15 protein-coding genes, 1 tRNA gene and 1 other RNA gene are annotated in these 13,768 nt (G+C 62.0%); 7 read left to right on the forward strand and 10 right to left on the reverse strand.

Annotation, left to right across the window (positions count from 1 at the left end):
- Positions 1-130 precede the first annotated feature (130 nt).
- From rplM to C3Y92_RS14095, 3 genes are all read left to right on the forward strand, one after another.
- On the forward strand, positions 131-559 hold the full coding sequence (rplM, locus tag C3Y92_RS14085; RefSeq protein WP_015860233.1) for a 50S ribosomal protein L13: 429 nt from the start codon (positions 131-133) through the stop codon (positions 557-559).
- Between the two features lie 24 nt (positions 560-583).
- Positions 584-976 carry a 30S ribosomal protein S9 gene (rpsI, locus tag C3Y92_RS14090; RefSeq protein ID WP_129353554.1) on the forward strand — a complete coding sequence of 131 codons (393 nt, stop codon included), beginning with the start codon at positions 584-586 and terminating at the stop codon, positions 974-976.
- A gap of 81 nt (positions 977-1,057) precedes the next feature.
- Positions 1,058-2,368 carry a radical SAM protein gene (locus C3Y92_RS14095; RefSeq protein WP_129353556.1) on the forward strand — a complete coding sequence of 437 codons (1,311 nt, stop codon included), beginning with the start codon at positions 1,058-1,060 and terminating at the stop codon, positions 2,366-2,368.
- A gap of 293 nt (positions 2,369-2,661) precedes the next feature.
- Here C3Y92_RS14095 and purM read toward each other — a convergent pair whose 3' ends face one another.
- The gene (purM, locus tag C3Y92_RS14100; protein ID WP_129353558.1) at positions 2,662-3,723 is read right to left on the reverse strand and encodes a phosphoribosylformylglycinamidine cyclo-ligase; all 1,062 of its coding nucleotides are present in this window, start codon (positions 3,721-3,723) and stop codon (positions 2,662-2,664) included.
- Positions 3,724-3,752: 29 nt separating this feature from the next.
- Here purM and C3Y92_RS14105 point away from each other — a divergent pair, with 29 nt between their 5' ends.
- The 4 genes from C3Y92_RS14105 (at position 3,753) to C3Y92_RS14120 (ending at position 6,892) form a co-directional block, all read left to right on the forward strand.
- The gene (locus tag C3Y92_RS14105) at positions 3,753-4,361 is read left to right on the forward strand and encodes a hypothetical protein (RefSeq protein WP_129353560.1); all 609 of its coding nucleotides are present in this window, start codon (positions 3,753-3,755) and stop codon (positions 4,359-4,361) included.
- 71 nt (positions 4,362-4,432) lie between these two features.
- Entirely contained in the window at positions 4,433-5,449 is a 1,017-nt protein-coding gene (amrS, locus tag C3Y92_RS14110; RefSeq protein WP_129353569.1) for an AmmeMemoRadiSam system radical SAM enzyme, read from the forward strand.
- A 139-nt stretch (positions 5,450-5,588) separates the two neighbouring features.
- Positions 5,589-5,665: transfer RNA gene (locus C3Y92_RS14115), tRNA-Pro, on the forward strand.
- Between the two features lie 390 nt (positions 5,666-6,055).
- A complete protein-coding gene (locus C3Y92_RS14120; RefSeq protein ID WP_129353571.1) occupies positions 6,056-6,892 on the forward strand; it encodes a hypothetical protein in 837 nt (278 codons plus the stop codon).
- 350 nt (positions 6,893-7,242) lie between these two features.
- Here C3Y92_RS14120 and C3Y92_RS14125 read toward each other — a convergent pair whose 3' ends face one another.
- The 9 genes from C3Y92_RS14125 to C3Y92_RS14165 all read right to left on the reverse strand — a co-directional run bounded on the left by C3Y92_RS14125 (position 7,243) and on the right by C3Y92_RS14165 (position 13,736).
- Positions 7,243-9,318, reverse strand: coding sequence for a phage tail tape measure protein (locus tag C3Y92_RS14125; protein WP_129353573.1), 2,076 nt, complete (start codon positions 9,316-9,318; stop codon positions 7,243-7,245).
- A gap of 170 nt (positions 9,319-9,488) precedes the next feature.
- Positions 9,489-9,797: a hypothetical protein gene (locus C3Y92_RS14130; RefSeq protein WP_129353575.1), complete on the reverse strand. Its 309-nt coding sequence runs from the start codon at positions 9,795-9,797 to the stop codon at positions 9,489-9,491.
- Positions 9,798-9,821: 24 nt separating this feature from the next.
- Positions 9,822-10,022, reverse strand: a complete 201-nt coding sequence (locus C3Y92_RS14135; protein ID WP_129353577.1) for a hypothetical protein — start codon at positions 10,020-10,022, stop codon at positions 9,822-9,824.
- An 8-nt stretch (positions 10,023-10,030) separates the two neighbouring features.
- Complete coding sequence (locus tag C3Y92_RS14140; RefSeq protein ID WP_129353579.1) at positions 10,031-10,936, reverse strand: Mu-like prophage major head subunit gpT family protein; 906 nt, start codon at positions 10,934-10,936, stop codon at positions 10,031-10,033.
- Positions 10,937-11,824, reverse strand: coding sequence for a phage protease (locus C3Y92_RS14145; protein WP_129353581.1), 888 nt, complete (start codon positions 11,822-11,824; stop codon positions 10,937-10,939). It abuts the gene before it with no gap.
- A 3-nt stretch (positions 11,825-11,827) separates the two neighbouring features.
- Positions 11,828-12,286, reverse strand: coding sequence for a Mor transcription activator family protein (locus C3Y92_RS14150; protein WP_165352116.1), 459 nt, complete (start codon positions 12,284-12,286; stop codon positions 11,828-11,830).
- A 136-nt stretch (positions 12,287-12,422) separates the two neighbouring features.
- Positions 12,423-13,001: a regulatory protein GemA gene (locus tag C3Y92_RS14155; RefSeq protein ID WP_129353585.1), complete on the reverse strand. Its 579-nt coding sequence runs from the start codon at positions 12,999-13,001 to the stop codon at positions 12,423-12,425.
- Positions 13,002-13,019: 18 nt separating this feature from the next.
- An RNA gene (locus C3Y92_RS14160) (hammerhead ribozyme type II) lies at positions 13,020-13,085 on the reverse strand.
- Positions 13,086-13,103: 18 nt separating this feature from the next.
- A complete protein-coding gene (locus C3Y92_RS14165; RefSeq protein ID WP_129353587.1) occupies positions 13,104-13,736 on the reverse strand; it encodes a coiled-coil domain-containing protein in 633 nt (210 codons plus the stop codon).
- Between the last annotated feature and the right edge of the window lie 32 nt (positions 13,737-13,768).

Consider the following 13,768-nt stretch of genomic DNA (forward strand, 5'->3'; position numbering starts at 1 on the left):
ATAACCCCGGACCAGCGCCGACAGGGGCTTTGGGCGCGCCGCCCGGACCGGGCCGGACGAAAATTCCAGTTGACAACCGCGCGCCCCGGGAATACAGAATTCGTCTTTCGAGCACATCAGAGGAGCCGCCATGAAAACGTTTAGCCCGAAGCCCACAGATATTACCCGCAATTGGTTCGTGGTCGACGCCTCGGACAAGATCCTCGGCCGCCTCGCTTCCGCCGTGGCCGTTCGCCTGCGCGGCAAGCACAAGGTGGAGTTCGCCCCGCATATGGATACCGGCGACTGCATCATCGTGGTCAACGCCGCCAAGGTGCTGACCACCGGACGCAAGCTGGACCAGAAGAAATACTATCGCCACTCCGGATGGATCGGCGGCCTGAAGGAAACTTCCCTGCGCGACATGCTGGCCAAAAAGCCGGAAGACGTCATTCGCAAGGCCGTGCGCGGCATGCTGCCCAAAAACCGTCTCGGTCGGGCCATGCTCAAGAAGCTGAAGATCTACGCCGGCGAAGCCCACCCCCACGAGGCCCAGAAGCCCGAAACCCTGGACGTCTAACCCGGCATCCCGGAGAACGCACCAATGAGCGACGAATTTTACTACGGAACAGGCCGCCGCAAATCCGCCGTGGCCCGCACCCGCCTCTACAAAGGCAATGGCCGCATCCTCGTCAACGACCGGCCCTTCGAAGAGTACTTCCCCCGGCCCACCTTGCTTGCCATCGTGCGCCAGGCCCTGGCCTTGACCAAGCTGGAAGGCCGCCTGGACGTCAAGGTCAACGTTGCCGGCGGCGGCATGACCGGCCAGGCCGAAGCCGTGCGCCACGGCATCTCCCGGGCCCTGTGCCTCCTGGACCCCGAGCTGCGCGGCGTTCTCAAGAAGGCCGGCCTGCTCACCCGCGACTCCCGCGAAAAGGAACGCAAAAAGTACGGCCAGCGCGGCGCCCGCGCCCGCTTCCAGTACTCGAAGCGTTAATCCACGCGGCGATTACAGGACGATTCGAGGCGGAACCGCGAAAGCGGTTCCGCCTTTTGGCGTTCGCGCAAGGAGGTCCCCATGGCCGAACACAAGCCCCGCCCCAAACTCATCTTTGCCGACGCCGCCGGCAACATCTACGACCACCCGGACCTCGAAATGCTCGTGCGCCGGGGCGACCGCCTGGAACCGCCCAGGCCCGACGAAATCATCGCCCTGCCCCCGGAGTCCGAACTCTTCCTGCTGCCCGGCCGCGACGCCCTGGGCTTTGATCCCGATTCCGGCGAGATCGAACGCCTGGACGAACGCGCCGTGGCCGCTTTCGTCAGCCCGGGCTACACGCTTTCGGCCACCGCCGCCTACGCCGCCCGCGACGGCGCGCCGACCCTGCCCCTTTTCGCCTACGGCGCGGTGGGGTTCAGCGGCGACCGTTTTTACGTGTGCGCCGCCAAGGTCGACAACGACCCGCGCCAGATTTTCACCGGCATCCCCCGCGACTGCATCATGAAGGGCGCCCAGGCCCTGCGCCGCAAATTCCCCAAAAACCGCCTCATCGATCACCTCTCGGGCTGTGCGCTCACCTCCTGCTGCCCGGCCGCCCGCAACCTGGCCCTGGGTCGCTTTGAAGCGCCCCTGCCCACCTCCCGGGCCTGCAACGCCCGCTGCATCGGCTGCCTGTCGCTCCAGGACCCGGACTCCGGCTTTCCCTCGACCCAGACGCGCATCCGCTTTCGCCCCACGGCCCAGGAAATCGTCGAGGTCATGACCGAACACGGCCGCCGCGAAAAGCGCCCCGTGTTCTCCTTCGGTCAGGGCTGCGAAGGCGAACCCCTCACCGAAGCCAAGGTCATCGGCGAGGCCGTCACCCGCTTTCGCCAATCCGGTGGCCAGGGCACGGTCAACATCAACACCAACGCCAGCCTGCCCGAGGCCGTGGAAACCTTCGCCGCCGCCGGCGGATCATCGATTCGCGTGAGCCTGTCCAGCGCCGAACCGGCCCTCTACCAAGCCTACTATAGGCCCCAAGGCTACGTCTTCGCCGACGTGCGCCAGTCCATCGCCCGGGCCAAGGCCGGCGGACTCTTCGTGTCGCTCAATTACCTCTTCTTCCCCGGCGTCTCGGACACCGAAGCCGAACTGGCCGCCCTCACCGAACTGGTCGAGGCCAACAAAGTGGACTTCATCCAGCTGCGAAACCTCAATCTTGACCCCGAACTTTACATGCAGGTGGCGACCGCAAGCGGCGTCCTGGCCGATCCCGCCCGCCAGGCCTCCATGGGGCTGGCCCACTTCCGCAAACGCCTGCGCAAGGCCTGCCCATGGTTGAAATTCGGCTATTTCAATCCGTACTTGGGGGATAGAGACGGGTTGAGGGATAAAGAGGAAGAATAAGAGGAAGATGCCTCCGGCGGCCGGGGGCTGAGGCCCCCGGACCCCCCAAATGGTCAAGGGGGGAACGGGGCTGCGCCGTAGAGCCAGGATTTTACCAAGGGGCGTACGCCCCAAACGAGAAGCCGCCCCTGGCGCGGACCGGATACTCCGGTCTGCGCCAGGGGCGGCTTCGGCGTTTCAGGGAAAGGTCGGCCTAGGCTTCGCATCCCCCAAAAATACGATAGTATTTTTAACAAACCATGGTTTTAGCCTGTTGTCTGCGAAATGTCCTCTGCGCTGTCCGTGGGCGCAACCTAGACTTCGCCGTCCGGGAAGACCACTTCGACCTGCTCGGCCCCGTCCTTGCGGATGTCGATGCGGCCAATGACCCGGGCGTACTCGCCAAGGGCTTTCAAGCGCTGCATCACGTCGTCGGCGATCTCCGGGGCCACAATGAGCATGTAGCCCACGCCGCAGTTGAAAATCTGCAGCATCTCCGGCCAGGTCAGATTGCCCTGAGCCTTGAGCCAATCGAACACCGGCGGCACATGCCAGGAGCCGAAACGGATGTTGGCGGCCACGCCCTTGGGCAGGACGCGGTTGACGTTGTCATAGAACCCGCCGCCCGTGATGTGGACCATGCCGCGAATCTCGAAGTCGCGCAGCAAATTCAGCACGGTCTTGCCGTAGATGCGGGTGGGGGCCAAAAGCGCCTCGGCCATGGTCTGGGTGGAATTGGGCAGGGGATCGCTGCCCGTCAGCCCCGAGGCGGCGAAGAGCTTGCGGATCAGCGAATAGCCGTTGGAATGCGGCCCGGATGAGTTGATGCCGATGACCACGTCACCAACGCCGATGGACGAACCGTCCACGATCTTGGGATAGTCCACCAGCCCCACGCAAAAGCCGGCCAGATCGTATTCCTCGTCGGCGTAGAAGCCGGGCATCTCGGCCGTCTCGCCGCCTAAAAGCGCGCACCCGGCCTCCTTGCAGCCGTTGGCGATGCCGGTGATGACCTGCTCGGCCAACCCCACGGACAGCTTGCCGGTGGCGAAATAGTCGAGGAAGAAAAGCGGCTTTGCGCCCTGCACCAGGATGTCGTTGACACACATGGCCACAAGGTCGATACCGATGGTATCGTGCTTGGCGAACTCGTGGGCGAGCTTGAGCTTGGTGCCCACCCCGTCGGTGCCGGAGACCAGCACCGGTTCCGCGCAGGTCTCGGTGTCGAGCTTGAAAAGCCCGCCGAAACCGCCGATATCCGAAAGGACGCCCTTGCCGTACGTGCCGGCCACAAGGGACTTGATGCGCGAAACCAGGGTATTGCCGGCGTCGATGTCGACGCCCGCCGCCTTGTAGGCTGCCGCTCTGTCGGCCATGATGGGTCGCTCCTTGGGGGAAATGCCGTATGAAAACGCGCCATGCTAGCCGCTTTGCCGACGGAGTTCAAGGGAACGCGGCTCCTCGCCGAAGCCCGGCGACGCTCCTGGCCGCCGCCCTGGCCCTGGCCGTCGCCCTGCCCGGCCCGGTCCTGGCCGACGGCGGCCCGTCCGGCCAATCCCCGGCCTACGGCCCGCCGCCCGAGCCGCCTTCCCCCAGCGATTGGGACCGTGACGACGCTCCCCGGCGCGACACGCGCATCGGGACCATTGACCACGGCAAGCTCGGCCGCGACGACGACGGCAACGTCACCATGCAGGTCGGCCCGCGCCCCAAAAAAGACCAGGGCCAGTCCCAGGCCGGCCCGTTCTACATCTATCCGCAAATTGGCATGCCCCCCGGCCCCTACGGCCAGCAGCCCGGCTCTCCAGGCCAGCAGCCGCCCGGCCGGCAGGGCCAACCGGGGCAATACGGACCGCCGGGACAACAAGGGCCATACGGACAATACGGCCAGCCCGGCCAGGGGCAACACCCCGGCCAACCCGGCCAGGGCGGCCAGCCGCCCCAAGGGCAATCCGGCGGCCCCGGCAGCCAGGGCAATCCCTGGAACCAGTGGAATCAAGCCGGCCAGCCCTAGGGCCAAGCCCCTCCGGCCGCCGGCAACGGCTCCTGAAGCCATTGCCCCAACATCAAGAAAGGGAGGTCGCCATGCATCCCGCCGCGCTGTGGAAAGCCCTGCCCGACGGCCGCGTGTCCTGCCGGCTGTGTTCCCATTTCTGCCGCATAGCCCCCGGCCGGCGCGGATTGTGCGGCGTGCGCGAAAATCGGGACGGCGCGCTTTTCACCCTGGTCCATGACCGGGTGGCGGCGGTCAACCTCGATCCGGTGGAAAAAAAGCCGCTCTACCATTTCCTGCCGGGCACGACGACCTTTTCCTTCGGGACCATGGGCTGCAACCTGTCCTGCGCCTTTTGCCAGAACGCCGGCCTGTCCCAGCCGCCGCGCCAGGGCAAGGCCATTGCCGGCGAGACGGTCGATCCGGCCGGGCTTGTAGCCGCCGCCAAACGCAGCGGCGCTGCCTCGGTGTCCTACACTTATTCCGAACCTACGGTGTTTTACGAGCTCATGGCCGACACGGCCGAGCTGACCCAGGCCGAGGGGCTTAAAAACATCATGGTTTCCAACGGCTTCATGAGCCGGGCCTGTCTGGATGCCCTGGCCGGGCGCATCCACGCGGCCAACATCGACCTCAAGGCCATGCGGGAAGACTTCTACCACCGCGTCTGCGGCGCGCATCTGCGCCCGGTGCTGCAAAATCTCGTCACCATCCGCAAGCTTGGCTGGTGGCTGGAGGTGACGACGCTTATCATCCCGGGCCTTAACGACGCTCCCGAGGAACTGCGCGAGCTGGCCGATTTTCTGGTCCAGGAGCTCGGGCCGGAAACGCCCTGGCACATCTCGCGCTTCCATCCCGATTTCGCCATGCGCGACCGGCCGCCCACGCCCACACGCACCCTGGCCCTGGCCTGGGACATCGGCCGCGAGGCCGGTCTGCGCTACGTCTATGTGGGCAACGTCCACGACGCGGCCCGCAGCGCCACCTACTGCCCCGGCTGCGGCGAGCGGCTGATCGAACGCGAGGGCATGGGGCTTACGGCGGCGCGCACGGTGGAAGGACGCTGCGGCTCCTGCGGGGCGGTCATTGCCGGCGTCGGGCTGCCGTAACCGGCCACCTGGGCCGGCCGACGCGTCCGGCGCGGCCACGGGCGTCGTCGAAGGCCGACCCTCGCCCAAAATACCGGGAGTCCGACCGGATGCCTGCTTGCCTTGGGAGGAGAGTTGCAGTAACGAGAACCCTCTTCGTCGGGGCGTGGCGCAGACTGGTAGCGCGCCTGCTTTGGGAGCAGGATGCCGGGTGTTCAAATCACCTCGCCCCGACCAGCAAATTCAATGGCTTACGAGTAAAATCGTAGGCCATTTTTTGTTGAAAAAGTTTTGGGTACAAATTGGGGTACAAAAAGTAAGCCCGTTGGGCACGGCCCGGGGAACGCCCCGGCGAAACTGTCCAAGAAACCCTAGACCGCTACAGCAGTTCTTAAAACAATCGCATCCCGACCTGGACACAGTCTTTTTTTTAGGGTATGGGTTATAAACTGAGAAATATCTCAGTGCTGTGCGCTTTTTTTAGAAATCGCAACAGCAGCAAGTCGTAGAGATTGCCATGGACCAAGGTTGTTGAACGCTGAACAAACACCGGGCACAACCAAATCTACTCCGTTCTTTGCTCTTGTTGTAGCATGCATTTGAAACCGAAAACAAAACGGTGACAAAATGTCCATGAAAAACAACCGCGCATCTTCTTTGAGACTTCATATACTTACACGCATTGCTTCGTCAGCTTGTTTGCTTATATTTTTCACTATTTTCCCCTGTGCCGCTGCGGACTCAACCGCCGAGACACAGGCGACATCGCGCGAAGAAGTGCAGTTTGATCGGTTACAAGGCGTTATTAAAAATATTCGAGCAAGAGTTTGGACTCTTGAGCTGCCAAATGGACAGACCAAAGACATCCGGCTGGCAAAAAACGTCTATTTGCACCCCCTCTCCGGATTGGACGAGCATAATCTCATTGCTGACCTCAAGGGCGTCGAGGACATCCCCAAGGGTGCGAGGGTGATTGTTTCGGGCCAAGTCTACACCAATGACCCGATTGTGCTGGCCAAGGAAGTGACCGTTCTGGGTTTGGACGAAGAGGCCTTGCTTATTGAGCGTCCGGACTGGTGGTCGTCACAGGCACGTTCTCTCGCCGACTTTTGGATTCGGGCGTATTTTCATGACGGGGACATCGCGGATCCTTCCAACTACCGCACTGTGATCAACAAAATCGGCAGCCCCAGGCCGGAGTTGGTCAACTTACAAGAAACGGCCACGCTTTCGCGGCTCATTTACGGACTGAGTTCAACCTATATCATCACTGGAAATCAAAGAGTGCTTCGGGCCGCCAGCGAGTTCGTCCGCTTTCAGCGCGAACGGATGCGCATTGAGTCTGCGGACGGCAAGCACGTTTACTGGCTTCACGCCCGGCGCGGCGGATGTGAGTTGACGATCAATTTGAGACGCGTTTCGCGCGATTTGATACAAACCCCGTCGCCCGTCTGGCCTCGGTAATTGATACTGTCCCGGGAGAATGGGGGAAGGGGGTGGACGGTGGGGCCTCTCGCAAAACCCCACATAGCGCTCCAGGCGGCTGCCCGTGCTACGGCAGAGAGAATATCACCGTGTCACGTCCACCAAGGGGACTTTAAACGAAGCACGCGGCAGGAGCAACGCGCTTTGGGCTGCTCCTGCCGCGTGATGATGGCGGATGGCGAGGCCCCCCACCCGCTTTCGCGGAAACCTCGCATGGCGCTCCGGGCATCTGCCCGTGCTACGGCCGGGAGAATATTACCGTGTCACACCCGCCATCATCGGCTTGCCGTATAACAAAAAACGGTTCTCGTGTACAGCATGACAAAAAATTATTCCCGCTTGGCTTCCGCCGTATTGTGCTTGTTGACCACCCGCGCCATCTCATGTCCATCGACAAAGAGTTGGGCGTTGAAATTGATGGTGCGCTCATCCTTCACAACAAGGTTCTTGGCCGCTTCCATCGTTTCGGGCGAAGGCTCATAAAGCCACTTGCCTGTTTGACGACCGGCCATGCCCCCGGCGAACCAACCACCGAGTCCCCCCAGGAATGCCCCGATGGCGGTGCCAATGATAGGGATAGCAGAGCCAAGCGCCGCGCCTGCCGTCGCGCCAGCCAGGGCCGTAGCGGTGGCCCCGTAGGTTTCGGCATTATTAACGTTTTTCTGCGCCCGGCTGAGGCTTGGGTCGGTCTCGGTATTATAGATGTCCCAGGCGGCCTTTCCTGCGAGCAACCACGGCGCGGTCTTGGTTCCCGCGCCGACGAGGGCGGTTGTTCCTTTCTCCAGCAAGCCTTTCGTGCCGGCGGTTACGGCCGCCGCGCCTGCCCCGCCGCCCGTCAGCATGTGAAAGCCGCCTGCCGCGAGCAGGCCGGCGGAAAACGCGCCTACGGCGGTGCTGGCCTCGGCGACCACGGTGGCAAGCCCCGGGAACTCCCGGGCAAGGTTCGTGGCGGCGTCTATGACGGTGTTGAGCGCCGGACCGATGTTCTCAAACGTGCGAGACATCGCATTGTCTTTCTCGTTCTGGAGTTGTTGCGCCTTGAATTCGGTAGTCTGCGAAGCGACGTTGAACCCTTTTTCCACTGCACCGTGCGCATTGTTCAACCCTGAATAGATATTTGCGATATAGTCTTTTTGAGTCATCAGACCGACAAGCCCTAGCTGCGCCTGTCTGTCTTGAAAATACTTCCCAAGAAGGCTACCCTGGACAATGTCGGCCATCTGTTCGAGAAGAGAAGACTTCTCCTTGTCGTCCTTGCTGGCGACAATTTTTTTCTTGAGTGCCTGAAAGTCCTTATTTTTTCCGAATACCTCGGTTTCCATGAGTTTTACAATCGCTGTAAGCGGGTCCATCCCTTTGCCGGCGGCCAAAGCAAGCGTTTTTTGAACATCGATACCTGCCTTCTTGCCGAAGTCTTGTTGCGTATCAGGAGAAGTCAGCTTGCCCAAGAGGTTGGCCAAGTTGTTGGCGGCCTTGTCGTTGCTCCCCGCCACCACGGCTTCCCCCTGCAACGACGCAACCAAGCGCTTAAAGCCCTCCATGTTTTTCATGCCTTTGGCTTCGGCCATCAACTCCGGCATCCATTTGGCCATGTCCTTGCCTTCAAAGGAACCCAGCTGGCCGCCTTTGACAATGACATCCAGGGCCTCTTCAATTTGATCTTCGCCAAAATACCCTTGCTTCAAGCCGGACAAGACTGTTTTGGCAAGCTCATTGGCCGTGATGTCTCCGCCGGTAGAGGCTTTGAGGACTTTCGGCAAGGTACGCGATGCCAACCCCTGTTCCATTCCCCCCGCAAACAGGCTGTTAAGGGTTTCTGCCGCATTTTCGCGGGTACCACCCCCGATCTTCGTCGATTCGGTGATGACCTTGTTTAGCGTCTGCATGCCCGCGATCTGGCCCGCCTCATCCTTGTCGGCATAGGCCACACGGGCCATCTTGTTCAGGCGACTCTCATAGCTGATGGGCTTTTCCAGGGCGCGCCCGGCCACCATGCTGGCGGCGGCCACGCCCGCCCCGGCTTGGCCGACGCCCTTCACCACGCCCATGGCCACATGGCCGGCCGTACCCACGCCACGCAAAGCGTCGCGCAGGCGTAGGCCGGCCTTGGCCGTCTGGTCGATTTCCCGGCTGGCTTGGCGGCTCTCCCGGGCAACGTCCCCCACCTCTTTGGCGGTACGGCGGGCCGCTTGACCCATGCCGCCCATGAGCTTGTCCGTGCGCGCGGCGGCGATGCCCAAGGACCGCACCCCATCCCCGGCGCGGCCCACTTCACGGGCGGCGGCCCCGACGCCTTGGCCCGTGCCATGGGCGGCCCGGGTGAGCGTATCCAGGGACTTTGCCGCCCGGCCGCCCATCTCGTCACGAAGGCGCAGTATCACCGATATAACGGTATCCTTGGCCATTTAACGCCCCTTGCGTCTTACGGGCACGATACGGCGCCCTCGGGAAGACGGGGAAACCTTGCCCGTCAGAATGTCCACAAACGCCTTGATTTCGGGAAGGGTCATGGCGCGGACCTCGGCCAGAGTCAGGGAACGGCCCGCGAGCATCGCTTCAAGGAACCTGTAGTCCCTTAAGCGACGTTCGCGGGCTTGAGCTTTCCCTGAAGTTCGCCCTCGGCGGACTCCAGGACGCTGTATTCGCTGTAGTGCAGGCCGGCGAGCAGTTCCGGGGTGATCTGTTCCGCCGTGAGTTCTCCCAGGCGGGTCAGGGTCCGCGACCAGACGTAACGGGACAGCCGGGCCGTACAGGCTTTCTCGGGGGCCTGTTCGATGGCCCATTCCATGTCGTCGAGCGTCGGCATACGCATCTCGAACCGGGTATGCAGGTTGCCTTCGGAATCCGTGTAGCCGTAATGCAGCGTTCCTTCGACCGTGACCATGATTTTCTCCTTTGTCGGCAGCGGTTAAGCCGCCGGGTTGTCAGTTGCAGCGGCTTCGCCGTCCTGGACGATCTCAACGGAAAGGTCGGGATCGTCCTGAAGCGCGGCGAGCTGCTTGCGGGAAAGGGTTCGGGCCTCGATGTCCTGGGGAGCCGCGCCGAAGTGGCGGCCCCCTCGGTAGTGCCCTCCCCGTAACGAACGGACGCGGACGATGCGGGTGTCCATGAAGCCTCCTAGCCCAGCCAGGGCGTGACGAGCAGCTCGCACAGGCCCTTGTTGGGGTTGTCGCCGCCGTTGGCCAGACGGTCGGCCAGGACCACTTCATGCGCCTTGACCCGGAGCGTGGGCGGAACCACCAGGAGCGTGGGCCGGATGCCGAGGGGACGGCCGCCGTCCGCCTTGTAGGACGCCATGGCCCCGTAGGCCGCATTGAAGTTCTCGGAATTAAGCGGCAGGCGGGAGCAAAAGGCCATCTGCCAGAAGGCGAAGCCGGCGTTGCAGCGGTAGCGGATGCCGAAGCGGTATTCATCCTTCATGAACACGGCTTCGTCGCGGGTATCGGTCAAGGCCGTCAGTTCGGGCTTGGTCCTTTCCTGGAAGATCACGGGCTTGATCGTCCGCGAGTCGTCGAGAAGATACCATGCGGGATCGGTACCGGCGGCGCAATTGGAGACCAAGGCCGGCGCGCCCGTGCCGTCCACGTTCGGATAAACGGGGTGTTCCGTGTCGAAATAGTTCTGCCCGTCGTAGCAGGAAAGCGCGCCGCCCTGGGAGAGCAGGCCGAAAACCAGCTCGTCGGGGAAGACCTTGGCCGCGCGGCCCATCTCCCCGAAAATGGGCTTGTAAACGCCGACTTGGTCGTCTTCGATGTCCACCCGGCTCACGGAAACGGTGGACTCGTATTTCTTGTTGGTGATGCTGTAGGCGTGCGCCTTCATGTCCCGCACGACGCGTTCGCCCATCCACTCCCGGAACTGCGGAAATTGCCCGAGCCAACCGTAAATATTGGCTTTGGAGGTTGAAGAGAGCCGCGTGGCCACCTTGTCCCATGCCGTGGGCGTCTTCTCGAACTCGCGATTGAATTCGCCGCGAAAGCCGACGCACAACGCGTCCAGAAGGCCCGGGGTGATAAGAGCCATCTACAGCGCCTCCTTCCCGGCGAGGTATTCCACTTCGGTCAGGCCCAAGAGTCTGGCCGCTTCCTTTTCCGCGTCGGATAAGGCGACCACGCAAGTGGGATTTTCCGTCAAGGCGACGAGGCGCTTGCCTTCCAGGAATTCGGCTTCCGTCCGGCCAAGAAGCCGCGCGGCCTCGCGGTCAGCATCCGACAGAGCGACCCGAGGTGCGCCAGTGGGGGAAGACGACGAGCCGGGACGAAGTTTGCCCAGGAAGGCCCGCAGCTTTTGGGGATGCTGCGTTCCCAGGTCCACGGCCCATCCTTCCAGGGCCTTGGGCAAAATGCCCTCGGCGATGGCGGCCTTGACCAGGATCGGGGCCGGGGTGTTCCCGTCCAGGTCCAGGGAGGCGGCCACGGCCATGAGGCCGTCAAGGGCGGGGGTGTTGGTGAGCCCGGCATTGATGAAGCGCCGGACCGCTCCGGTTTTGTTGTCGAACTCGAAAAAGGGGCTGATATAGCGGTATTCGCCGGAGGCGATGCAGGTCCGGGCGCGTTCGGTCCAGGTGGCCTTGGCGAAAAGGCCCTGGCCGGGAAAGTAGGCAAGGGCCTGAATCCAGCCCGCCGCCGGGGCGGGTTGACCGTTTTCACGCGAGCGGAGGCTTTGGTGTTCGTAGTCCACGACGGGGCGGGCCTCGCGCGCGTCCACATCCGCAATGATGTCCGGGGCGATAGAGGCGTCCATGAACCAGACTTTCGTTTCACAGCCCTGGATATTGCCGGGCCGGCCGTCGCTCGCCGCGAATTGGCCTTCCGGGAAGAGTTGGACGTTGTAGCCCGTGGGCAACGCCTTGGGGTCCTCGGGAAGCTGGATGGCCAGCGAGGCCGTAAATTGGCCGGGATGATGTTCCACGTTCTACTCCTGATTGGTTTTCAAGGACACGGCCCCGTTTGGCGCTCTGGAGGCGCTCTCTGAATCCTGACCAACAACCCGGCGTCTTCGCCTTTCAGCCGTAACAACCCCCGGGTCCGTGCCCTTGAGAATCGACCAGATGTGGCGATCCGAAAAATTATGCCGTCGAGCAAGGAGTTTGACGGCTTCTTGCGCCCCTATTGTGGTGCGAAGTAATTCTTCATACTCAAGACAGATGGAGACATTCCGATGAAGCAAGGCCTCCTTGCGTCCCATCGGAATATACAGTTCGCTTCCGCCAAAAGCCCATATCAGCTTCTCGGTGACTTCCTTTCCGAGAACTGCTTCAATGTTTTGAGGCCATGCGGACTTTCCGTTTGGAAACCGCATCGTTGTTCCGCCAAAGCTTTTGACAAGTCGAATGGTCGATTCATATCCGATATGGTGCACAAGTTCGGACATGACGTCGCAGGCCTTACAGGCAGGGCGGTGAAGCGCTTCGCGTTGACTCATGCGAAACAGATAGCCTCACCGCCCTATATTGCGCGAGATGAAGGGATTCAGTTGGTTGGCAGAGCAGGCAAAAGAAGGGGTAAGGCTATGTCGCCGAAGCCATTTTCTTTGTTAAAGTGGCCAAGCGTTTGTCGAGAACGCTGATAACGGCCTGGAGTTGCCCGCGTGTAGCGTATTCCAGCCTATCCAGTCCGGTTTGACGCTTTAAAATGCCTGACGCGTAGGTCCATGGCATGAAGCGCCCCTCCAGGCGGCCAATGTCGGCAAGAAGTGCTTCAATCTTAGCCATGTATCGTTCACGGCCCTGTCCTGTCTCGTCATGCTCTATGGTGTGGGGAGCCTTTTGACGGGCGCGAGTGCCGGGACCGCGACCAGGTTTCCAGCCGAGTGACTTAAAATAAGCCACCAGCTTGTGCAGGGCGAGGACGTCCAGTTCTGCTGATGATGCAACTTCGAAACGACATTCGAGTATCGATTGATATTCATCAGGGGCAAGTCCAAGCTGTTTGCGAGCTATGTGGACCTTGGCCAGCAGTGACCTCCGGGCCTCCTCAACTTGCTTTGCCTTGTGTTCTTCTGGTGTCTGGTTTTTGATGGCATTGCGCTGCATGCGGCGAGCCTTCAATTCCCCTAGCGCCTTGGGCATTTCAAGAACGGTCGCCATGATGTTCTCCCGTTGTTGCTGTGGCTGCTTGTCAAGCCGGATGAACCACCATCCGACGACCGCCCGCGTTGGGCGGTTTCGCATCAGCCTGGGAACTGGCGCTTAGCTCCTGAAGAAGTACGCGTCCTCAATGGGAACGTCCTTCCAGTCCATCCGCAACATGGGGATTCTGGCCAGGGAGCCGTCCCCCCAATAACCGCCGTGCGGCCTGGGGGAACCGTCGAAGGCGTAGCTGCCATTCTTGAAGCAGACGCCGCGCAGCTCCCGCACGATGCCCGCCATATCCTGGGCGGCGTTGTTGTAAGCATTGGCCAGCACGCCAGATTTGACGCGCACGACCTCCGCTTCGTATTCTTCCAGGTCCGTGGCCAGGGCCGCCAGTTGGGCTTCGCAAGCCTGAATGGCGGTCAGGTAGGCCGCTTCCTGGTCTTCCAGAAGGCTGCGGCCCCTGGCCAAGTCGTGCAACTCCTGTTCGCCCGCTTCGATCCTGGCCGTGACGTCCGCGTAATCCCGCCCCTTGGCGATGGCGTCCTGACGTTCCAGGCGCAGGGTCTTCACGGCCTGTTCCTTGGCGTCCAAGGCCGCGAGCTTCTCCCGCGCCTCGACCAGGGAGCGCTGAAGCCCGGCTTTCTCCGCTTGCGCCGCCGCGATCTTCTTTTCGTGCTCCTCCTTTTCGTCCATGGCCTTCTGGAGCGCCTCCGGGGTGCAGGCTTCCAGCATTTTGTCAGACTTCATGTGCTCCTCCGTTCCGTTTGTTGTTTTGCCGC

The organism is Solidesulfovibrio carbinolicus, from assembly GCF_004135975.1.
GTDB lineage: Bacteria > Desulfobacterota > Desulfovibrionia > Desulfovibrionales > Desulfovibrionaceae > Solidesulfovibrio > Solidesulfovibrio carbinolicus.